20 protein-coding genes are annotated in these 20,795 nt (G+C 56.7%); 3 read left to right on the top strand and 17 right to left on the bottom strand.

Annotated features, from left to right (window positions below; genetic code table 11):
- Nucleotides 1–11 precede the first annotated feature (11 nt).
- The 7 genes from DEU53_RS03955 to DEU53_RS03925 all read right to left on the bottom strand — a co-directional run bounded on the left by DEU53_RS03955 (nucleotide 12) and on the right by DEU53_RS03925 (nucleotide 4,872).
- Nucleotides 12–596, bottom strand: coding sequence for a glucokinase (locus DEU53_RS03955; RefSeq protein WP_110866091.1), 585 nt, complete (start codon nucleotides 594–596; stop codon nucleotides 12–14).
- A complete protein-coding gene (locus tag DEU53_RS03950) occupies nucleotides 593–1,030 on the bottom strand; it encodes a PTS sugar transporter subunit IIA (protein ID WP_101764476.1) in 438 nt (145 codons plus the stop codon). The genes DEU53_RS03955 and DEU53_RS03950 overlap by 4 nt, the downstream gene beginning before the upstream one ends.
- Nucleotides 1,031–1,039: 9 nt before the next feature.
- Nucleotides 1,040–1,309: a hypothetical protein gene (locus DEU53_RS03945; protein WP_110866090.1), complete on the bottom strand. Its 270-nt coding sequence runs from the start codon at nucleotides 1,307–1,309 to the stop codon at nucleotides 1,040–1,042.
- Nucleotides 1,310–1,371: 62 nt separating this feature from the next.
- Nucleotides 1,372–2,214, bottom strand: a complete 843-nt coding sequence (locus tag DEU53_RS03940) for a class II fructose-bisphosphate aldolase (RefSeq protein WP_101764478.1) — start codon at nucleotides 2,212–2,214, stop codon at nucleotides 1,372–1,374.
- Nucleotides 2,201–3,574: a PTS sugar transporter subunit IIC gene (locus tag DEU53_RS03935; RefSeq protein ID WP_008110085.1), complete on the bottom strand. Its 1,374-nt coding sequence runs from the start codon at nucleotides 3,572–3,574 to the stop codon at nucleotides 2,201–2,203. The genes DEU53_RS03940 and DEU53_RS03935 overlap by 14 nt, the downstream gene beginning before the upstream one ends.
- Nucleotides 3,567–3,881: a PTS sugar transporter subunit IIB gene (locus DEU53_RS03930; RefSeq protein ID WP_008110086.1), complete on the bottom strand. Its 315-nt coding sequence runs from the start codon at nucleotides 3,879–3,881 to the stop codon at nucleotides 3,567–3,569. Before DEU53_RS03930 ends, DEU53_RS03935 begins: the two co-directional genes overlap by 8 nt.
- Before the next feature lie 10 nt (nucleotides 3,882–3,891).
- Complete coding sequence (locus DEU53_RS03925; RefSeq protein ID WP_110866089.1) at nucleotides 3,892–4,872, bottom strand: 6-phosphofructokinase; 981 nt, start codon at nucleotides 4,870–4,872, stop codon at nucleotides 3,892–3,894.
- Between the two features lie 434 nt (nucleotides 4,873–5,306).
- Here DEU53_RS03925 and dld point away from each other — a divergent pair, with 434 nt between their 5' ends.
- Nucleotides 5,307–7,007, top strand: a complete 1,701-nt coding sequence (gene dld / locus DEU53_RS03920) for a D-lactate dehydrogenase (protein ID WP_110866088.1) — start codon at nucleotides 5,307–5,309, stop codon at nucleotides 7,005–7,007.
- Between the two features lie 97 nt (nucleotides 7,008–7,104).
- Here the strand turns inward: dld and pqqF are convergent, their stop codons facing one another.
- From pqqF to DEU53_RS03880, 8 genes are all read right to left on the bottom strand, one after another.
- A complete protein-coding gene (gene pqqF / locus DEU53_RS03915) occupies nucleotides 7,105–9,423 on the bottom strand; it encodes a pyrroloquinoline quinone biosynthesis protein PqqF (RefSeq protein WP_110866087.1) in 2,319 nt (772 codons plus the stop codon).
- The gene (gene pqqE / locus DEU53_RS03910; protein ID WP_110866086.1) at nucleotides 9,423–10,562 is read right to left on the bottom strand and encodes a pyrroloquinoline quinone biosynthesis protein PqqE; all 1,140 of its coding nucleotides are present in this window, start codon (nucleotides 10,560–10,562) and stop codon (nucleotides 9,423–9,425) included. Before pqqE ends, pqqF begins: the two co-directional genes overlap by 1 nt.
- Nucleotides 10,549–10,827, bottom strand: coding sequence for a pyrroloquinoline quinone biosynthesis peptide chaperone PqqD (gene pqqD, locus DEU53_RS03905; protein ID WP_061720121.1), 279 nt, complete (start codon nucleotides 10,825–10,827; stop codon nucleotides 10,549–10,551). The genes pqqE and pqqD overlap by 14 nt, the downstream gene beginning before the upstream one ends.
- Before the next feature lie 4 nt (nucleotides 10,828–10,831).
- A complete protein-coding gene (pqqC, locus tag DEU53_RS03900) occupies nucleotides 10,832–11,587 on the bottom strand; it encodes a pyrroloquinoline-quinone synthase PqqC (RefSeq protein WP_110866085.1) in 756 nt (251 codons plus the stop codon).
- Nucleotides 11,584–12,510 carry a pyrroloquinoline quinone biosynthesis protein PqqB gene (gene pqqB / locus DEU53_RS03895; RefSeq protein WP_110866084.1) on the bottom strand — a complete coding sequence of 309 codons (927 nt, stop codon included), beginning with the start codon at nucleotides 12,508–12,510 and terminating at the stop codon, nucleotides 11,584–11,586. The genes pqqC and pqqB overlap by 4 nt, the downstream gene beginning before the upstream one ends.
- A gap of 55 nt (nucleotides 12,511–12,565) precedes the next feature.
- Nucleotides 12,566–12,637 carry a pyrroloquinoline quinone precursor peptide PqqA gene (pqqA, locus tag DEU53_RS03890; RefSeq protein ID WP_002905689.1) on the bottom strand — a complete coding sequence of 24 codons (72 nt, stop codon included), beginning with the start codon at nucleotides 12,635–12,637 and terminating at the stop codon, nucleotides 12,566–12,568.
- 148 nt (nucleotides 12,638–12,785) lie between these two features.
- Entirely contained in the window at nucleotides 12,786–13,811 is a 1,026-nt protein-coding gene (locus DEU53_RS03885; RefSeq protein ID WP_199559671.1) for a dipeptidase, read from the bottom strand.
- A 78-nt stretch (nucleotides 13,812–13,889) separates the two neighbouring features.
- Nucleotides 13,890–14,822 (bottom strand): ABC transporter substrate-binding protein, encoded by a 933-nt coding sequence (locus DEU53_RS03880; protein ID WP_110866083.1) that lies wholly within the window; start codon nucleotides 14,820–14,822, stop codon nucleotides 13,890–13,892.
- Nucleotides 14,823–15,144: 322 nt separating this feature from the next.
- Here DEU53_RS03880 and leuA point away from each other — a divergent pair, with 322 nt between their 5' ends.
- Nucleotides 15,145–16,830, top strand: coding sequence for a 2-isopropylmalate synthase (leuA, locus tag DEU53_RS03875; RefSeq protein ID WP_110866082.1), 1,686 nt, complete (start codon nucleotides 15,145–15,147; stop codon nucleotides 16,828–16,830).
- Here leuA and DEU53_RS03870 read toward each other — a convergent pair.
- Entirely contained in the window at nucleotides 16,781–17,563 is a 783-nt protein-coding gene (locus tag DEU53_RS03870) for a helix-turn-helix transcriptional regulator (protein WP_101764486.1), read from the bottom strand. The two genes, leuA and DEU53_RS03870, sit on opposite strands and share 50 nt — an antisense overlap.
- A gap of 1 nt (nucleotide 17,564) precedes the next feature.
- A complete protein-coding gene (locus tag DEU53_RS03865) occupies nucleotides 17,565–18,494 on the bottom strand; it encodes an NAD(P)-dependent oxidoreductase (protein WP_255421529.1) in 930 nt (309 codons plus the stop codon).
- 152 nt (nucleotides 18,495–18,646) lie between these two features.
- Here DEU53_RS03865 and pqqU point away from each other — a divergent pair, with 152 nt between their 5' ends.
- The gene (gene pqqU, locus DEU53_RS03860; RefSeq protein ID WP_199559670.1) at nucleotides 18,647–20,758 is read left to right on the top strand and encodes a TonB-dependent receptor PqqU; all 2,112 of its coding nucleotides are present in this window, start codon (nucleotides 18,647–18,649) and stop codon (nucleotides 20,756–20,758) included.
- Nucleotides 20,759–20,795: the final 37 nt, after the last annotated feature.

Genomic DNA, 20,795 nt, shown 5'->3' with positions numbered 1-20,795 from the left:
GCCGACATTATTTAGCCCGAGGCCGATAAAGCCGGTTGAGCGCTGATCGGCAGCCGCAGTTGACGCTGTAACCAGGCGCAGGCTGCCGCCTGATCCGGATTGCGTGCGTTAAGCTGCAACACCGGACCCAGCGCCATCGGTTGGGCTGTTTCTGCTAACTGGCGCAGTTCTGGCAGATACTCTGCGCCCGGATGTCCCGGCATGCGATCGGTTAAACGAGCCTGATAACGCGCTACCGCCTCATCCGGCGTGATCGCCAGCCACAGCTCCAGCACCCGCGTCACGCCCGCCTGCTGCAATCCCTGCTGCAGCACCTCTTTCGGCTGGAAGCCAAACCAGGCATCGATGACATAGATACAACGCGTCGGCGCTTGCGCCACCACTTGCCAGATCGCCTGATACGCCGCACAACCTAACTGGCGATTGCGCAGGCGATCAACCGGCGCAAAGCTGGCCATAAACGGCTCTTTCAGGCTATCCAGCGTCAGCACCGGAAAGCCGAAATGCTCGGCCAGCGCGCGCGTTAGCGTGCTTTTGCCGGAAGCCGGAATGCCGTTCACCAGCACGACAATTTTCTCTTCAGTGTCGGTTGTCATAGGATTTCTATCACCTCCGCGGCACTGCTGGCCTTTCGCAGTCGCACCAGCGTCTCCTCATCCTCCAGCAGCGTAACAATCGCGCGGATGCCCTCTTCAATGTGGGCGTTACTGTCACGCGCACCGAACATAATCACGATGTCGGCTTTGTCACTGCCGTCGAATGAGATCGGCTCATCCAGCACAATCATGCTGAAACAATCTTTCAGCACGCCGGCCTCCGGCCGCGCATGGGGAATGGCGATGCCCTCCTCAAACACGTAATAGGCGCCATGCTCCAGCGTGTTAGCGATCACCGCTTCCGGGTAACTGGCTTTGATGTAACCGCCATTCACCAGCGGCAGCGCCGCCAGCGCGATCACTTCGCGCCAATCCCTAGCGCTGATCCCCACCTGAATCGCACTTGCCTCCTGCAGCAGCTGTTTAATACTCATACTGCCTCCTTAAAACGATTTGCGAATGGTGTTTCGCAGTTCATCAATTTTGACAAACAACGGATCAATTTCCTGACGATAGTGTCGACTTTTGGCAAAGATATTTAATGCACGATTATATTCCAGCATTAATTGTTTTTGCGTGTCTGCCGCCTGCGGATTACTAGCCAACTGTTGTTCCAGTTCGCTTATTTTCCCGCTGATGGTTTCAGCCTGAAGATCTATTTCCTGTGAATCCTGTCTCTTATTATCAGAGCCCTTTTTCAAGAATCCAAACATAGCATCTCCTGCCCCGAATGGCGCCGGGCACCTCAGGTTATTACGTCATGAGTAAGTCGGAATTAGCGGAACAGTTGAATCTTTTCTACCAGCACATTGGTCACGGCATCGTTGGCCGGCACAAGGAAATTACGCACGCTGTCGTTGACCTTGCCCTTTTCAAACGTCTGCTTGCAGTTCGCAACCCACTGCACATTCATCTCGGTGCCAACGTTGACTTTCTCAATCCCGCTGCGCACCGCAAGACGCATATCTTCATCGCTGACGCCGGTACCACCGTGCAGCACTAGCGGCGTTTTAGTGGCATCGGTAATTTCCGCGAGGCGCTGATGCTGAATATGGGCTTTACCGGTGTACAAGCCGTGCACCGTGCCGATGGAGATCGCCAGCATATCGACGCCGGTTTCATCGACAAAGCGTTTGGCTTCATCGACGGTGGTAAACGCTGCATCGTTCATTTCCACCTCTTTGCCATCTTCCGAACCGCCAATCGCGCCCAATTCCGCCTCAACCGAAACCGCCAGCGGGCGCGCCATATCAATAACACGGCGCGTATTGGCGATGTTCTCTTCAATCGGTAAATGTGAACCGTCATACATAATTGAACTGAAGCCCGCATCCAGCGCGGTTTGGATAGCGTCCAAATCCGAACAGTGATCGAGGTGCAAACAGGTCGGCACGTTACGGCTTTCAGACAATGAGCGAATCGCATCCACCAATAATTTATGTCCGAGATATTTGGCGGTTCCGGTTGAGATCTGAATCATTAATGGGCTATTCGTTTTCTCCGCTGCTTTAAAAAAGGCGGGCAACATTTCCAGGCAGTGCAAATTAAAGGAACCGAGCGCTTTAAATTCACGTTCTTTAGCCACCTGTAACAGATCGGTAAAGTTATAAAGTTTCATGGAGCTTTTCCTCATGGGATTTAGACTTGGTGGATTTTCCGTTAACAAACCAGGCGATGAGAGTAATAAAGGCGATAAACAGCGCGACGAACAGCCAGTTATTTTGGAATGCATGGCCGAGCACCAGGCCGGTACTGATGACATCCGAATCACTGAAGGTGACGCCGGTAAAACCGTAGCTTTCCAGCATCGGCACCAGAATCGCCGGCAGGAAGGTAATGAACAGACCGTGCACGAAACCGCCGATCATTGCGCCGCGACGCCCACCGAGCGCATTACCGAACACGCCTGCGGTGCCACCGGCAAAGAAGTTAGTCAGCAATCCTGGCAGAATCATCGCCAGACCAAACATCGGGAACACCAGCATGCCAACCACCGAACCCAGCGTGGTGGCGAGGAAGCCGACGATCACCGCGTTCGGGGCGTACGGGAACATCACCGGGCAGTCGAGCGCCGGTTTTGCATCCGGCACCAGACGCATGGCGATACCACGGAAAGCCGGCACCAGTTCGTTCAGCAACAGACGCACGCCGCTATACAGCACGAACACACCGCACACGAACTGAATCGACTGCATAAAGGCGTACATCAGGTAGTTCATGCCGTTGCTGTACTGGCCGATAAATTCCGGACCGGCGGCGACCGCAGGGATCAGGTACATCGGCACCATCACCACCGCCATCGACAGATAGGTGTCCTGCAGGAATTTAAAGTTATCGGGCAGTTTGAGATCTTCGGTGGAGCGCGACCCTTTGCCCACCACCTTTGCCACCGCCGCCGTCAGCAGATAGCCAATGGTGCAGAAGTGCCCGAGCGCCACGTCGTCAGAATCGGTGATGCGGCGCACCACCGGTTGGGCCAGTGCAGGCATCACCACCGCCATAATGCCGCCAAAAATGCCGCCGGTAAGGATCAGAGGTAAACCTGTCAGCCCCGCTTTATAGCCAATCACCGCACCGATGGTCGCCATCCACAGCAGCGCCTGTCCGGTAAGGAAGATGTATTTGAACGGTGTCAGACGCGCAATGATGATGTTGACGATAAAGATCACCAATAGCGTCAGCGCCACTTCTGAACCCAGCTCGCGGTTTGCTAACCCGGCAATGGCGGCAACGTCGGTGATATAACCCTGCATGCCAAAGCCGTGGGTGAAAATGGTGTTCAGGAAGGTCAGCGTACCGACAATAATGTTGATACCGGCCATCATAATTAAGAAACCGAGCAGGGTTTTAAAGGTGCCTTCCACCACCTTGCCCGCCGATTTTTTTTGCAGTAGCAGACCAATCAGGGCAATAAAGGCGATCAGTATCGATGCCTGCCCCAATAAGTCTTTTACCAGGAAGTCGATGACACTATTCATGATTAGCAACCTTTAAGTTACGTTCTTTCATAAACGCCACGATTTTCTCTTCAATTTCTGCTTTGTCGGTCAGCTTATTGAGAATAATCACCCGCTTGATCTGTTCCGGGCTGGCATCGGCATTTAACACATCAGCAAAGGCTTTCTGGGTTAAAATCATGTCGGATTTAAAGGCGTTGGCTTCAGAAATGGTGGTGTGATCAATATCAGCATCAATTTCGAGTTTCTTTAATACTGACTTGGCGCTCATTTCAATCGCAAAGCTTGAACCCAAACCACATCCACAGACACATAATATTTTCAGCATGGCTATTTCCTCACAGAATTTGCAGTTGTTTAGCGAGTTTATAATGATGCCCTTCCGTATCGACCAGGCGTTTTTTCATGCTTATTAAATCAATCGGAATCGGTCGATTACTGCCATTAATAATCACCGCTTTATTGCGCATTCCCGACTGAATACAACGCGCGACTTCACTGGCCATAATGGTGCCCTGATAAATCTCTTCACAGGTAGGATCGCCATTACGCAGGCCATAACCGATAATCGTTTTACGAATACGCACACCAATTAACGGTTCAATTTGTTTAATTAAGGTATCGATAGCGCCCTGAAAGCCCGGCGAATATTCACGGGTATAGCCTTCCGAGCACAAAATTATCACGCTGTTCTGCGCCGCCAGCCGCTGCGTGATGCGTTCCGCCAGCTCCTGCGGTGCAATCTGGCATTCCGGTATCAGCGCGAAATCGGCATTGGATTTGATCGCTGACTGCAAGGTTAATTCACCGCAATAACCACCCAGCAGCTCCACCATAAATACACGACCGGTTAAGGCGCGGCCGGTATTACGTAACTTCGCCACCTCTTTTAACACCTGCTCACAGGCGGTGGAGAAACCGATGCTGTAATCACTGCCAAAGACATCGTTATCGATGGTCATGCCGACGCCAAAACAGTTGATACCAAATTCGCTCAGCGTATGCAGGAATTGTAATGAACCATCTCCGCCCGCCATAATTAATACATCGATGCGCAGCGATTTAAGGTGTTTGGCGATCATCTCATATTCCGGGCGAATTAATTTCCTGCTGGTTCGTCCCGATTGCATCACCGGAATAGCGGCGATGGCGTAATCCACTAAATCACGTTGGGATATTTCCTGATGATTGTTTTCCAGCAAACCTGGAATACCACCATTAAATAACACCATTTCCGCTTGAGTTAAGCGCGATATTTGATACACAAAGTTATTAATCCCGGTGACATCGCCACCGCTGATCACCATGCCAATTCTCATTGTCATCATCCTTTATGCTGTGCGTCTGGAATTCATTCTTCCGATTAACCGCATTGTTATTTGCAACGAATGTCACACTTTTGCGATGAATTTCCCGAGTGAGATAATTGACAGCATCCAACAAAGGCTTATTTTTGTGATATAAATCACATGGCATTTTTCACCTTAAAACCTTAATAACAAATAAAATCATAGGTTTATATTTATTTTGCGCAGTAAAATCAGCAAGCCAAATAAACGCGCCCTTGGCGATTTTTATTTCGATCTATTTTGTGATTTCCCGCGCATTTTTATCGGTTCCTGCCGGTTATTCCGTAAAGTAAAAAGGGATAATGATTCCGTGCGTTATTTACGCGTCAGGGCCAGTGAATGATTGACTCAGTGCAGCTGCGCTTGTCCAATACCGTGGCAGATAAAGAATAAAGAAGAGAAAAATGAGCATGCAGAAGGATATTTTGCTTAAGTTGGCCGCGGTGGTGGGTGACAAACAGTTATTAACCCATGCGGATGATAAAGCCTGGTACATAAAGGGGTTCCGCGTCGGGCGCGGTGACGCGCTGGCGGTGGCGTTACCGCAAACCTTGTTGCAGCTGTGGCAAACACTGCAGGTGTGCGTGGCGCACGATGTGATTGTGTTGATGCAGGCGTCAAATACCGGCGTCACCGGCGGCTCAACGCCCGACGGCAATGATTACGACCGCGATATCGTGATCATCAGCACCCGCCAGCTCAAAGGCGTGCAGGTAATCGATCAGGCGCGCCAGGTGATCGCCTTCCCCGGCACCACCTTGACCGAACTGGAGCACACCTTACAGCCACTCGGGCGTGAACCGCACTCGGTTATTGGATCATCCTGCATCGGCGCGTCGGTGGTCGGCGGGATCTGTAATAATTCCGGTGGCTCGCTGATTCGGCGCGGCCCCGCGTTTACCGAAAAATCCTTGTTCGCCCGTATTCATGAGGATGGTCGCTTAGAGATGGTTAATCACCTCGGCATCGAGTTGGGCGACACGCCAGAAGTGATGCTGGCAAATCTCACGCAGCAGCAGTATCAAACCGGCGAGCAAGCCGATTGGCAGGGTAAAATCTGGGCCGATGACTACGCCGACCGCTTACGAGATGTGACCGCGGATTCCCCAGCACGCTTCAATGGCGATCTGCGCTACCTGCACGACAGCTCGGGCAGCGCCGGTAAAGTGGTGGTTTTCGCTGTACGCTTACCCACCTTCGAAGCCAGCGCCGGCAGCGACACCTTCTACATCGGCACTAACAATGAGAACGTGCTGGTGGCGCTGCGCCGTTTCCTGCTAACCGAAATGAGCGAACTGCCGCTGCAGGCGGAATATATCCATCGCAATGCCTTCGATTTAACCGTGCGCTACGCCAAGCATATGTATCTGGCGATTCGCAAACTGGGCCCGCAGGCCATTCCGCAGATGATGGCCAATAAAGCCAAATGGGATGTGCGCGTCAGCCACCTGAAATTCCTGCCGCGCAATTTTGTTGATCGGGTGCTGCAATTCTTCAACCAGCTGACGCCGAGCTTTATCGCGCCGCGCATCATGGATTACCGCAGCGAGTATCAACATCATCTGATGATCAAAGTAGAGTCGCCGCAAACCGCCGAGTTGCAGAGTTTACTGCAGCAATTCTTTGCTGAGCAGCAAGGCGGCTTTTTCCGCTGCAATGCGCGTGAAGCGGCAGATGCGTTTTTGGTGCGTTTCGGCGTGGGCGGCTGCACCATTTCCTACTGCGACGCGCTGGGTTACAACCCCAACGAGCGGCTGGTAGCCTTCGACGTGGCGCTGCGCCGTAATGACGATGCATGGCGTTTGACGCTGCCCGATCATCTGGCGGCGCAGGTACAGGTTGATTCGTGTTGCGGGCACTTCTTCTGCTTCGTCAATCATCAGGATTACGTGCTGAAACCCGGCTACGACGCGAAAGTGTTTAAGGAAGAGGTGAAACGGTATCTGGAACAGCGCGGCGCGAAATATCCCGCCGAGCACAATGTCGGGCACCTTTATCAGGCGTCGTGTGAGCATGTCGCGCACTGGAAACAGCTTGATCCCACCAACAGCTGTAATCCAGGGATTGGTAAAACCAGTAAGAAGAAGTTTTGGCGGGAGATGTAGCATCGCACTTAGGGTGCGCATTCATGCGCACTCGGTCACCATAAATAGCGACCCTACGTAATGACGAATGATTTCACGTACGTTTCGGTTGAATCTTTCAGCTTTGATTGACCAAAATCAACCAGCGATGACGTTCGCTCAGCAGACGCTGATGCAGTTGCTCGAACTGCGGCAGCGTCAGTGCCTGAATAGCCGCGCGATTGAGAGTGGCCAGGCCGTGCTGCTGGCGCAGGGTTTCGAGTGCGGCCTCGCCATTGTCTTTGCTTGCGCATTGCGTCATTAAGCTTGCCTGCCATGCCGCCAGCTTTTGCGGCGAGATTGCCGCGATCTCGGCTACCATCTCACGCATAAAGCGTTTGCAATGACCCAGCAGCGCGCGCCAGGAGATATCCGGTGATTGCAGCGCCAGCATCAAGCCATCCACATCCGCCACCCGCTGATAGCGCGCCGACACCACATAGCCAATTTGCTGATCCACGCGCAACCGCTGGAAAAAGCGCGTTTCCAGCATCAGCGCCAGCACGCGTAAAGCGGCCAGGCTGGCATCGTCGGCCTGCGGTAACGGCATAAACAGCAGCAGCGCCTGATCGCGCCCGTCGCAGGCGATGGGCACGATGCCGTGTTGCAGTCGTGCCGGCGGCGTGTCGCGCGCCAGATCCGGCGTAAAATCGCTGAGCAGATGCGCCACGCGCTGGCTTAATGCGGTATTGATGCCGCACCATGCCGCCAGCCATTGTGGCGCGGGTAATGGCTTGATCAAGCGAGTGGGCAACGCGGCGAGCAATTGACGAATCACAATCGAAGGGGTATTCGCTGCGGGTTGCGCCAGCACCGGCGTGTTCAGCGCCTGTATTGCCTGATGCACGCTAAACAACGCGCGATCGGCGGATGCGGGCAGATTGAGCAGCAGCTGCCAGTTGGCATGCGTCTGTTGCCAGCTGCCGTTGCCACCCGCGTGGCGCAATTCCGCCAGCAACGGGCGTAACTGGCGCTGCCGCGCCTGCGCGTCTTCGTCACGCAAGGTCTGATAAAACGCCGGACGCAGCAGCAGCGTTTCAACCTCTTTTACCGGTGCAATCAGCGGCAACGGCTGCGCCACGGGCGGGAGACGAGGGAGCGGAACAGCGGCTGAAGCGGGATAGAAGTGAAACGCTGCGGGTTTGGTCGCAGCCAGTAACGGCGGCAGCCACTCAGCCAGTTGCAGGGTGAAGCCCTGCGTGTGATGCGGCGCGCCGTCAATCTGTTGCTGTGTGAGCAGACGTGTGCGCGGCCAATGCGGCAACGCTGCGGCAAAATCCGTGAAGTTGTCTGGCAGCGCGCAACCCGTCGCGAAGCCCAACGCCCGGCCGCGCAACTGTTCCAGCGGCGACAAGCTCGCGAAATCCTGCTGCGCGAGCTGTGCGTAGTGCTGCAGCTGAAGCGCCGTACATTCAGCTAACGCAGCCAGATGCTGCCAAACGCGTTGCTCAATCTGTTGCGCCTGCGCCGGGGAAATGCGCCTGGCGCTAAAGCGCAGCGCCAATAACGCTTGTTGCTCATCTTGCCATAACCAATGCGCGTCAAAGGTTTCGCATAACGCCTCAACGCGCAACTGCGCCAGCAAGCTGCCGGGCGCTTCGTCCTGCCAGAATGCTGTTAATAAGGTGACATTGTCACGCACAGTCTGCTCATCGCCCGCGACCAACATCGTCAGCCAGAAATTTTCTTCACCGCCTGATAGCAGTAAACGATCGCCTTGCAACAGCGTAGCTTCAACAGCCGCAGCGCGTTCACCACCCGCCAACAAACTGCCGCCGAAGCGTGCCGCCAGCTGTTCGAGCTCATCCAGTGATTGCGGGCCTTGCAGCCAAAGTTCCATGTTTTCAGCGCAATACAAGCGGCTATGGAAATCGCGTAGTGCGAACTGCAACGCCGTGACATTGTCACCAAAAGCTTGTCGACTGCCGACTCGGAAGCGCTGGAAACGTCCCTGCAACTTTTCCAGCACGGCAGCTTCACTCAGGGTGTCGGCATGGTTTTGCAGCAGTTGATACTCAGCCTCAATCACCGCCGTTTCCTGCTGAATGGCCTGCGCCGTCAGCAACGGTGACGCCAACATATTGCACAGCCGCAGCACCCCTGCTGACAACGCCGCAGCTGGGAGCTGAAAGAAATAGGCGCTGCGGCTCAACTGCGTGGTGGCGTTCACCTGGCCGCCCTGCTGCTGCAGCCAAGGCATCAGGCGATCGTCGCCGTGAAAAGCTTCGCTGCCGCAAAACAGCAGATGTTCCAGCAGATGTGCCAAACCCGGCCAGCGATCCGCTTCATCCAGACTGCCGGCCTGCACGCGCATCAGCGCCGCCGCCTCACGCGCGTCGGGCTGATGATAAAGATGGCAGCGCAGGCCGTTGGCGAGCGTGAGCTGGCGCGCGTGCATCAGGTGACGCGCTGCTTAAAGATTAGTTCGGAGTTGCTGCGATTGCGGAACTGCAGCTGCTGGATTTTGATGTCGCTGCAGTTGGCTTCACGTCGTGCTTCGAGGATCTTGCCGTGATGCGGCGATTTGCTGCACACCGGATCGGTGTTATCGGCATCGCCGGTCAGCATAAAGGCCTGACAGCGACAGCCGCCAAAGTCTTTCTCTTTCTCATCGCAGGAGCGACAGGGTTCCGGCATCCAGTCAAAGCCGCGATAGCGGTTAAAACCAAAGGAGTTGTACCAGATGTCGTCCAGCGTGCGCTCCAGCACCGACGGGAACGCAACCGGCAGCTGACGCGCGCTGTGGCACGGCAACGCGGTGCCGTCAGGCGTGACGCTGAGGAAGATCGATCCCCATCCGCCCATGCAGGGTTTCGGCCGCTCTTCGTAGTAATCCGGCGTCACGAACAGCAGATTGGTGAGATTGCCGCTGGCGCCCATGCGCTGACGATAATCGGCCACCACCGCTTCGGCGTTGGCGATCTGCTCGCGCGTCGGCAGCAATCCTTCACGATTGAGTTGCGCCCAGCCATAGAATTGGCAAGTCGCCAGCTCGACATCGTCGGCATCCAGTTCGATACAGAGATCGATGATTTTGTCGATCTGGTCGATATTGTGGCGATGCAGCACGAAATTCAGCACCATCGGATAGCCGTGCGCTTTCACCGCTTTCGCCATCTCCAGCTTCTGCTGGAAGGCCTTTTTTGACCCGGCCAGCGCCGCGTTCAGCGTTTCATCGCTGGCCTGGAAGCTGATCTGGATATGATCGAGTCCGCCGTCTGCAAAGGCATCGAGTTTTTTCGCCGTCAGGCCGATGCCGGAGGTGATCAGGTTGGTGTAGAAACCGAGATCGCGCGCGGCGCGAATCAGCTCCGGCAGGTCTTTACGGGTTAGCGGTTCGCCGCCGGAAAAACCGAGCTGCACGCTGCCCATGGCGCGCGCCTGACGAAACACCTCAATCCACTGTTCGGTGGTCAGCTCTTTCTCCTGCTGGGAAAAATCCAGCGGATTGGAGCAATACGGACACTGCAGCGGGCAGCGATAGGTCAGTTCTGCCAGCAGCCACAGCGGTGGCGTCACGCTTTTACTCGGGTTCACGACACTGTATCCATTTTTGTTCGATGGCGGATTGCAGGAACTCTTTGACGTCGTCGCCGACACCGCCCGCGTCCGGGAAACGCGCATCCAGCGTGGCAACGATCGCCGCCACATCCTGTTTGCCATCCACCAGTTCGAGGATCGCCACGGCGGTCTCGTTCAGTTTGGCCATACCTTCCGGATAGAGCACCACATGGCTATCCTGCGCCGCTTCCCACTGCATGCGGTAGCCGCGACGGAAAGCCGGAATCACATTATCTTTCATGTTGTTATACCAGTCTTGTGCTGTGCCAGGACACCTGACCGGTGACCGTATGATAAGGCGGACGTTGCAGCGCATACGCCATGGTCATGGCATCGAGCATGGTCCAGAGAATATCGAGTTTAAACTGCAGGATCTCCAGCATGCGGTTCTGCTGTTCGGCGCGGGTAAACACCTCAAGCGCCAGCGCCAGCCCATGCTCCACATCGCGGTTCGCCTGGCTCAAACGGCTGCGGAAGTAGAAATAGCCTTCCTCTTTGATCCACGGATAGTGCTGCGGCCAGCTGTCGAGACGCGACTGATGAATCTGCGGCGCAAACAGCTCGGTGAGCGAGCTACAGGCCGCTTCCTGCCAGTTAGCACGGCGCGCGAAGTTCACGTAGGCGTCCACCGCAAAACGCACGCCCGGCAGCACCAGCTTCTCTGACAGCAACACGTCACGATCCAGCCCCACCGCTTCACCCAACTGCAGCCAGGCTTCAATCCCGCCTTCATGACCGTTGCTGCCGTCGTGATCGAGGATGCGCTGCACCCATTTACGCCGCGTCGCCGCGTCCGGGCAATTCGCCATGATCGCCGCATCTTTTAGGGGAATATTGGTTTGATAGTAGAAGCGGTTCGCCACCCAGCCCTGAATCTGCTCGCGCGTCGCCTCGCCATTGTGCATGGCAATGTGATACGGGTGATGAATGTGGTAGAACGCGCCTTTATCGCGCAGCGCCTGCTCAAACGCGGCGGGCGATAATGCTTCAGTGATGATCACGATGCAAACTCCTGCAGATGAATCGCCATGCCATCCCAACTCACTTCAATGCCCTGCTGCGTCAAATAGGCGCGCTGCGGCGATTGCTCATTAAGGATCGGATTGGTGTTGTTAATGTGAATCAAAATCTTGCGTTTGGCCGGCAGCGCAGCCAGCAACGCCATTAAACCTTGTTCTTCGGCCAGCGCTAAGTGGCCCATGGCTTTGCCGGTATTTTTGCCAACGCCGTTGGCGAGCAGCTCGTCGTCCTGCCACACCGTGCCATCAATCAACAGGCAATCGGCTTTTTGCAGCCACGGCATGATCACCGCATCCGGCTCGCCGAGTCCCGGCGCGTAGAGCAGCGTTTGGCCGTTGGCGGTGTTTTCAATGAACAGCGCCACGTTGTGGCCCGGCAGCGGGCGATCACGATACGGCGAATACGGCGGCGCGTTGCTGAGAATCGGAATCGCGGTGAACTGCAAACTGTGGCAGACATCGACGCGGAACGGCTCCAGCGGCGTTAACGCATGATGCTGCAAGCCGCCATTCCAGTGCTGCAACATGGTGAAAATTGGGAAACCGCTGGTGAGATCGCCATGCACTTCCGGCGTGCACCACACCTGATGCGGACAGCCTTCGCGCAGGCTCAGCAAGCCAGTGGTGTGATCGATTTGGCTGTCGGTGAGAATGATGCTGCCAATCGCCGTGCCGCGCAGCACACCCTTTTTGATCAGTTCTGGCGTGTGGGCAATTTGCTGGCTGATGTCCGGCGAGGCGTTGCACAGCACCCAATCTTCACCGTTGTCGCTGACAATGATTGAAGATTGGGTGCGCGCCTGCGCCTGAATACTGCCGTTACGCAGGCCGCTGCAATTGGCGCAGTTACAGTTCCACTGCGGGAAGCCGCCGCCCGCCGCTGAACCGAGGACTTTAATAAACATGAACGTTGACCAAAGAGAGAAAACAAAATGCCCGCACGAACGGCGGGCAGAAGTCTTAGCGGTTGGAGATGTACAGAGTCACTTCCAGGCCCAGACGCAGGTCAATAAACGCAGGTTTTTTCCACATAATGGTCTTCCTCATAAAACAAAAACGCAGAGAAATCTCTGCTGAAGAGGATTGCGGCTGTGACTTAGATCACATCGCAATCCGTACGCGCGCAGATGTTGCGCCAATGTAGCGAGCAGATCAACCCTGATTCGGTAAGGGAATGGTGCTAATCCTGCCAAATTTGTTGCAACACGCGCTGCCAGTTGCCCCATGCGAGCTGCTCAAGTGCTGTTTGATCGTAGTCGAACGAACGCAACAACGCATAAAGATGCGGTAATCCGCTCACGTCTTTCAGCGCCTCAGGCACGCTGATGCCATCAAAATCGGAGCCCAGCGCCACATGATCGCGGCCCATTATCGCGATCAGGTGCTCAACATGTTTAACAATTTCGATCAATGCGGTGTCGCTGTCGCGTTTTCCGTCGCTGCGCAGAAAAGCGTTGCCAAAATTCACGCCCACCACGCCGCCGCTGTCGCGGATGGCGCGCAGCTGATCGTCGGTGAGATTACGCGGCTGCGCGCAGAGCGCGTGCGCATTGGAGTGCGTCGCCACCAGCGGCGCGGTTGACAGGCGCGCGGTGTCCCAGAAGGCTTTCTCGTTCATGTGCGACATATCGATCAGCATGCGATGGCGATTGGCAGCGGCGATCAGCTGCTCACCTTGTTCGGTCAAGCCTGGCCCGCTGTCCGGTGAGTTGGGGAATGATCCGCTGACGCCTTCGCCAAAGCGATTGGGCAGATTCCAGAACGGCCCGATGCTGCGCACGCCCGCCTGGTAAAACGCATCAAGCGCTTCACCCTCGCCATCAAACCCGTCTGCGCCCTCAATATGCGCCACCAGCGCCAGCACGCCGTCAGCGCGACAGGCGGCAATATCAGCGGTGTTAAGGCATAACCGCGCCCGCCCATCAGATTGCGCCGCCAGCGTTTTCAGGATGTCGAGTTGCTGCCAGAGAATCGCCAGCGGTTCGAGATTTTCCTCCGCTCGCTGCGGCGCGACCTCTTTGACATAGCGCGCTGGCGGCACAAACATCGCGAACAGCCCACCGGCAAAACCGCCCTGCTGCATGCGCGGAAAATCGAGGTGGCCCTTTTCGATGCCGTGAAAAAAGGCCTGCGCCGGATCATCGCGATGATGCAGCCACAGATTGAGAAGCAGGTCGTTATGACCGTCGAAGGTTTTTAGCAACATGAGGGGTTCTTTGACGAAACAACATGGCGCCATGCTACGCGCGCGCTGCTGTTTCGCCAAATGCGGGCGCACAAAGGGTTAGTTCTGCGCAACCTTTAAGCCGTGATAAAAAGTTGGTTTCACATCAAGATGCTGCTGGATCAAACCGTATTTCTGGTAGAAATCGGCGGTCTCCTGCTGCTGGGCGATGGTGGCATCATCGATGCTTTGCCAGTGCGATTTGCGGCGTGAGAAGGATTTCGCCGCCGCCTCTTTCGGGAAACCGATGATTTTTGCCAGCGTGGTGGAGTACTCATCGACATGGCTGTTGGCCCAGCGATCGGCGGCGGCTAAGCGATTGACGTAATCCTGCAGCGCCGCGCGTTTGGCTCCATCGTTTAGCGCGGCGTCGGTGGCCGCGAGGAAGCTGTTGCCGCTGGACAGGCCAACGCCGTTCACCAGCACGCGTCCGGTGTGGGTCACTTCCGCCAGCGCGGTATAAGGATCCCACGTTGACCAGGCATCCACCGAACCGTTTGCCAGCGCGATGCGCGCATCCGCCGGCGTTAAGAAGCGCCAGTTAACCTCTTTATCGCTGACGCCCGCTTGCTCCAGCGCTTTGAGCGCCTCAAAGTGACCAATCGATCCGCGTCCGGTAGCGATGCTTTTGCCCTTTAACTCAGCAACGGTTTTGATGGGTGAATCCGGGCTGACCAGCACCGCCAATCCTTCGGGCACCGATTTGCTCACCGCCACCGCTTTCACCTGCGAACCGGCCGCCAGCGAGAACAGCAGCGGCGCATCGCCGATAATACCGGCATCCACCGCACCGGCATTCAGCGCTTCCGCCAGCGGAGCCGCCGCCGGGAATTCGGCCCATTCGATTTTATAATTGAGGTTGTTCAACTGCTGCGCCGCTTCCATTTCGGCGTGCATATTTCCTTTTTGATCGGCAATGCGCAGCGTCACGGTTTCTGCCGCCGCCGCGCCGCTGGCTGTCACGATTAATAGTGCCAAAGCTGCTCTTTTCATTGTGTTTTATCCCATCTCGCAAAACCCCAGCCTAACCCGCGCGCGCCAAATGACCGATGCCGATTTCGTATGAGATATGCCGCGTGGCGCATAAAGACTGTGCATGCAATCACCGCAATTATCGTAGCGGCGCAATTTATTGCGCAATGTCGGGAGGATCGCGGTGTCGCCGGAAAAATGCGCGATTAATCGCGCCGCTACAGAGTGTGCGCGCAAGAGTCTGAACCCGGTTGTCACTTTTGCGCGAATGATTGTCAGCAATGCGCGAGCCGCGCCACGCGATGCTGGGCGAGACTGAACGCCACATTACAAGGAGATCGTTATGCTCACGCAACCCGCTGCAAAATACCGCCCGTTTCCGGTTGTCGACTTACCCGATCGTCAGTGGCCCTCGCGCCAGCTGACGCAGGCACCGCGCTGGCTCTCTACCGACTTACGCGACGGCAATCAGGCGCTGACGACACCGATGGACAGCGCGCGCAAGCTGGAGTTCTGGCAACTGCTGCTGCGCTGTGGCTTTAAGGAGATTGAGGTGGCGTTTCCGGCGGCATCGCAGACCGATTTTGATTTTGTCCGTTTGCTGATTGAGCAGAAGCACATTCCAGACGATGTGGCGATTCAGGTGTTGACCCAGGCGCGCAGCGATCTGATTGATCGCACTTTCGACGCGCTGCGTGGCGCGCCGAACGCCATTATTCATCTCTACAACGCCACCGCGCCGCTGTTCCGCGAGCGCGTATTCCGCCAGAGCAAAGCTGAAATTATCGAACTGGCCTGCGCCGGTGCGCGTCAAATTCGCGCCCGTTGCGAAGCGCAAAAGGATACCGCGTGGACCTTCGAGTATTCGCCAGAAACCTTCTGCTTTACCGAACCGGAGTTTGCGCTGGAGATTTGCGAAGCGGTGGCGGCGATTTGGCAGCCGGGCCCGGCGCGTCCGATGATCATCAACCTGCCCGCGACCGTCGAAGTGAACACGCCGAACGTCTATGCCGATCAGATTGAGGTTTTCTGTCGCCACTTCAGCCAGCGATCGCAGGTCGCGATCAGCGTGCATCCGCATAACGATCGCGGTACCGGCATCGCCTGCGCCGAGCTGGCGCTGCTGGCGGGTGCCGATCGCGTGGAAGGCTGTTTGTTTGGCAACGGCGAGCGCACCGGCAACGTCGATATCGTTACGCTGGCGCTCAATCTCTACACTCAGGGCATCGCGCCGCAGCTCGATTTCAGCGATATCCAGCAGGTGCTGGAAGTGGTGACGCGCTGCAACCAGCTGCCAGTGCATCCGCGTCATCCGTATGCAGGTGAACTGGTGTTTACCGCCTTCTCCGGTTCGCATCAGGATGCGATACGCAAAGGCTTTGCCGCCCGTGCTGAGCGTGAAGAAGCAATCTGGCAGATGCCGTATCTGCCGCTCGATCCGCTGGATATCGGCTGCAGCTACGAAGCGGTGATCCGCGTTAACAGTCAATCGGGTAAAGGCGGCGCCGCCTGGCTGCTGGAGCAGAATCACGGTCTGCAACTGCCGCGCGGCTTGCAGCAGGATTTCAGCCGTCTGGTGCAACAGCAAACCGACCAGCACGGTCAGGAGATGACCCATCACGCGCTGTGGCAGCTGTTTTGTCAGCATTACGGCTTAACGCAGCCCGCGCGTTGTTTGCTGGAAGCGGAAAGTCACAGCGACGATAAAGGCGAAACGCGCCTCAAGGCGCGGCTGCAACAGGGCGCGAAGCAGTTGATGCTGGAAGGTAAAGGCAACGGCTTGCTCTCAGCCGCCGTTGCCGCGCTGCGTCAGCGCTATGACGTAATCATCACCATTGAGGATTATCACGAACACACGCTGGGCAAACGCAGCGACAGTCGTTCGGTGACCTACATCAGTTGCATTAATGCACGCGGTGAACGCGCGTGGGGCGTAGGCATTGATAATGATGTGGCGCGCGCTTCACTGCAGGCGCTGCTCAACGCAGCGCACGCTTTTCTGCCGCAGGAAAGTAGTTCGCTGGCGTGACGCCGAGCACGCGGCGAAACATCGCGCTGAAGGCGCTCGGGCTGTCATAACCGAGATCGAGCGCCACCGTCAGCACGCTATCGCCCTGCGCTAGGCGGGTCAACGCCACGCTCAGTCGCGCACGGCGCACCCAATCGCTGAATTGTAACCCGGTTTCGCGACTAAAATGGCGCGCCAGCGTGCGTTCGGCCACGCAGAGTTGCGTAGCCGCGCGGGCCAGCGTCCAGTTTTCCCCGGGCGCTTGCTGGATCTGCTGGCACAAACTCAGCAGCCGCTCGCTTTCCGGCAGCGGCAGACCAAACGGCAGCACATCCATCACGCGGATCTCATCGAGGATCAGCTCGTAAATCCGCTCGGCGCGGCTACCGGGAACGTACTGCTCCGGCAGCGCCAGCGCGCTGACAATCAACTCACGCAGCAGCGGCGAAATCTGCACCACCTGACAACTGGCGGGCAGATCGGCGCGCGCCAGCGGATCCACAAACAGCGTGCGCGCGGCCACCGCGCCAACAATGTGCAGCGCGTGACGCGTCCCCGCCGGCAGCCAGACGCCGCGACTCGGCGGCACAATCCAGCTGCCGTGCTGCGTTTCCACTTTCACCACGCCGCTCAGCGTGTGGATCAGCTGGGCGCAAGCGTGGTGATGCCACGGCTCCGCGTCGCCATGCGCATAATCGTGCGCATAGGGCACCAGCGGACGATAGGCGAAGTCGAAGTTGAGCCGCGCACTCATGTTAGCGTTTCAGATATTGATAAACCGCCGCCAGATCCTGCTCGCCGTAACCGGCATCTACCGCTTGCTGCCAGACATCCACAATGTTTTCCAGCGCCGGCAGTTTGCTATCGCCCGCCGCATCCAGCGCCAGTTTGGCGTCTTTCAGCGCCCACACCAGATGCATCTGCGGCGTGAAATCGCCGCTGGCAATCATGCCAAGTTTCATTTTGGCGTACGGTGCCGCCAGCGGACCGCCATCCAGCACTTTCCACAGATCGTCGGTGCTGAAACCAAACTCTTCCGCCAGACGCGTACTTTCCGCCAGGCTCTGCATCAGACCAATCAGCCAGCTATTCACCACCAGCTTCATGCGCGAACTGGCGCCCGCCTCGCCCAGCCACTGCGTGCCTTTACCGATCGCGGCGAACACCTGCTCGGCGGCCTGCGCGTTGCTCTGATCGCCGCTGGCCATCACCAGGATTTGCGCATTCTCTGCTGGCGCTTTAGTGCCGGAAACCGGTGCATCGATAAACACCACGTCCGGACGCGTGCTTTTGAATTCCGCGATCAGTTGATCGGTGGCGGCCACGCCGATGGTGCCCATCTGGCAAATTGTCGCGCCCTGCTTGAGCGCGGAGCTGGCGTCGTTCAGCGCCTGACGCGTGGTATCGCCGTCGGCCAGCATGGCGATCACCACATCCGCGCCACTCACCGCTTGTGCAGCGCTGTCGGCCAGCGTGATGCCTGCATCCAGCAGATCTTCGCCTTTGGCACGCGTGCGGTTCCAGCCGCGCACCGTGAAGCCTTTTTTCAACAGGTTAGCGGCAAACGCATGCCCCATCGCGCCCAATCCCAGTACCGCGACCACAGGTTGTTGACTCATCATTCCCTCTCTTTTGTGCCTTAAGACAAAACCGCCAGACTGACAGAATTTCCCTGACGCAGCCAGCCAGAGATGCGATGAAAAAACATTTTCAACACCGCAATGATGAATAATCCGTCATACTATTTACGCTTTTCAAACAAATGATAAAACGATTAACATACGCGCCATTAATGTTCCATTCGGTACATTCCACGCCCTTTTTACGGTCTTTCATAATGAAAATAGCTTTACTGCGACAGGCTTCGCTGCTGATGCTGCCTGCGATGTTACCGGTCTCGGCGCTGGCGGCAAACGCGGCCAGCAACACCATGGTGGTGAGCGCGGCGCCGTCCGCATCGGGCCTTTCTGAACTCGACACGCCAGCCGCGGTTAGCGTGGTGTCCGGCGACGATATGCGCCATGCGGCACCGCGCGTCAATTTGTCAGAGAACCTCAGCAGCGTGCCGGGTTTACAGATACAAAATCGTCAAAATTATGCCCAGGATCTGCAGATTTCGGTGCGCGGTTTTGGTTCGCGTTCCACCTTTGGCCTGCGCGGCATTCGTATGTACGTCGACGGGATCCCCGCCACCATGCCCGATGGCCAGGGACAAACTTCCAACATCGATATCGGCTCCATCGATCACATCGACGTGCTGCGCGGCCCCTTCTCGGCGCTGTACGGCAACTCGTCGGGCGGCGTGATTAACGTTGAAACCGAAACCGGACAGCAACCCACCACGCTGGAAGCCAGCAGCTGGTACGGCAGTCACGGCAGCTGGCGCAACAGCGTTAAAGCCAGCGGTGCAACCGGCGACGGTACGCAAGCCGGCGACGTCAACTACACGGTTTCCGCCTCGCGTTTTACCACGCACGGCTTCCGCGATCACAGCTCGGCGCAGAAAAACCTCGGCAACGCCAAACTCGGCGTCCGCATCGACGATGTCAGCACCCTGACGCTGCTGTTCAACAGCGTGCACGTTGAAGCGCAGGACCCGGGCGGTTTGACCGCTGAGCAGTGGAAAAATAATCCACGCCAGGTCGCCAGCAACGTGAGCTTGTACGACGCGCGTAAAACCGTCGATCAGACGCAAGCAGGCCTGCACTATCAGCGCCAGATGAGTGAGAACGATGACCTGAGCGTGATGATGTACGCGGGTGAACGTGAAACCACGCAGTATCAATCCATTCCTAAAGCCACTCAGCTGCGCGCAGGTTATCCCGGCGGCGTGATTGCTTTGTCGCGTCATTATCAGGGCATTGATACCCGCTGGACGCACCGCGACGCGCTGTTCACCATTCCGGTAACCTTCACCGGCGGGCTCGACTATGAAACCATGACTGAGAAGCGTAAAGGTTATCAAAACTTTAACGGCGACGAGTTGGGCGTACAGGGCGAGATGCGTCGTAATGAACGCAATCTGATGTGGAACCTCGATCCCTATCTGCAAACCGCGTGGCAGCTAACCGATAAACTGTCACTGGATGCAGGCGTGCGTTTCAGCACGGTGAATTTCGACTCCAATGACTATTACGTCACCGACAGCGATCCCGATGACAGCGGCAATCGTCGCTATCACCGCTGGTTGCCTGCCGCTGCGCTGAATTACGCCATTGATAACAGCTGGAACGCCTACGTTTCTGCTGGTCGCGGCTTCGAAACGCCGACGCTGAATGAGTTGTCCTATCGCGCGGCCGATCAGGCCGGGCTGAATCTCAACCTGCAACCTGCCACCAGCGAAACGGTTGAACTGGGCAGTAAAAAACGCATCGGCAACGGCCTGTTAACTGCGGCGATTTTCCAGACTGACACCAAAAACGAGATCGTTTCTGACAGCAGCTTTGAAGGCCGCACCAGCTACAAAAACGCCGGTGAAACCCGCCGTCGTGGATTGGAGCTGGGCCTCGACCAGCAATTCGGCGAGAGCTGGCGCTTCAAAGCCGCATGGACCTTGCTGGATGCCCGCTACCGCTCTAACGCCTGCGGCACCGAAAGCTGCGACGGCAACCGCATTCCCGGCATTGCGCGTAACATGGCTTACGCCGGACTGGCTTACGCGCCCGACCAAGGCTGGTATGCCGGAACCGATATGCGCTACCTGAGCGATATCGCGGCGGATGATGAGAATGACGTGAAAGCGCCGTCTTATACCGTGGTCGGCGTGAACAGCGGTTATAAATGGCTGGTGCAGAACTGGACGTTGGATCTGTTTGGTCGCGTCGATAACCTGTTTGATCGCAACTACATCGGTTCGGTGATCGTGAATGAAAGCAACGGTCGCTATTACGAACCGGCGCCGGGCCGCAATTACAGCGTGGGCCTGACGGTGAGTTATGCGTTTCAGTAAATAAACGCGTTGGATAGATGATATCAAAGCCCTGCAA

It is taken from the genome of Pantoea sp. AG1095 (genome assembly GCF_003208415.1).
GTDB lineage: Bacteria > Pseudomonadota > Gammaproteobacteria > Enterobacterales > Enterobacteriaceae > Pantoea > Pantoea leporis.
The sequence above is the reverse complement of the archived record's forward strand: the minus strand, read 5'-3'. Positions and strand labels throughout refer to the sequence as shown.

What these genes read in the sequence shown, in the direction of transcription:
- DEU53_RS03955 (WP_110866091.1), bottom strand. Translation starts at nt 596, where the DNA reads ATGACAACCGACACTGAAGAGAAAATTGTCGTGCTGGTGAACGGCATT.
- DEU53_RS03950 (WP_101764476.1), bottom strand. Translation starts at nt 1,030, where the DNA reads ATGAGTATTAAACAGCTGCTGCAGGAGGCAAGTGCGATTCAGGTGGGG.
- DEU53_RS03945 (WP_110866090.1), bottom strand. Translation starts at nt 1,309, where the DNA reads ATGTTTGGATTCTTGAAAAAGGGCTCTGATAATAAGAGACAGGATTCA.
- DEU53_RS03940 (WP_101764478.1), bottom strand. Translation starts at nt 2,214, where the DNA reads ATGAAACTTTATAACTTTACCGATCTGTTACAGGTGGCTAAAGAACGT.
- DEU53_RS03935 (WP_008110085.1), bottom strand. Translation starts at nt 3,574, where the DNA reads ATGAATAGTGTCATCGACTTCCTGGTAAAAGACTTATTGGGGCAGGCA.
- DEU53_RS03930 (WP_008110086.1), bottom strand. Translation starts at nt 3,881, where the DNA reads ATGCTGAAAATATTATGTGTCTGTGGATGTGGTTTGGGTTCAAGCTTT.
- DEU53_RS03925 (WP_110866089.1), bottom strand. Translation starts at nt 4,872, where the DNA reads ATGAGAATTGGCATGGTGATCAGCGGTGGCGATGTCACCGGGATTAAT.
- dld (WP_110866088.1), top strand. Translation starts at nt 5,307, where the DNA reads ATGAGCATGCAGAAGGATATTTTGCTTAAGTTGGCCGCGGTGGTGGGT.
- pqqF (WP_110866087.1), bottom strand. Translation starts at nt 9,423, where the DNA reads ATGCACGCGCGCCAGCTCACGCTCGCCAACGGCCTGCGCTGCCATCTT.
- pqqD (WP_061720121.1), bottom strand. Translation starts at nt 10,827, where the DNA reads ATGAAAGATAATGTGATTCCGGCTTTCCGTCGCGGCTACCGCATGCAG.
- pqqB (WP_110866084.1), bottom strand. Translation starts at nt 12,510, where the DNA reads ATGTTTATTAAAGTCCTCGGTTCAGCGGCGGGCGGCGGCTTCCCGCAG.
- DEU53_RS03885 (WP_199559671.1), bottom strand. Translation starts at nt 13,811, where the DNA reads ATGTTGCTAAAAACCTTCGACGGTCATAACGACCTGCTTCTCAATCTG.
- DEU53_RS03880 (WP_110866083.1), bottom strand. Translation starts at nt 14,822, where the DNA reads ATGAAAAGAGCAGCTTTGGCACTATTAATCGTGACAGCCAGCGGCGCG.
- leuA (WP_110866082.1), top strand. Translation starts at nt 15,145, where the DNA reads ATGCTCACGCAACCCGCTGCAAAATACCGCCCGTTTCCGGTTGTCGAC.
- DEU53_RS03870 (WP_101764486.1), bottom strand. Translation starts at nt 17,563, where the DNA reads ATGAGTGCGCGGCTCAACTTCGACTTCGCCTATCGTCCGCTGGTGCCC.
- pqqU (WP_199559670.1), top strand. Translation starts at nt 18,647, where the DNA reads ATGAAAATAGCTTTACTGCGACAGGCTTCGCTGCTGATGCTGCCTGCG.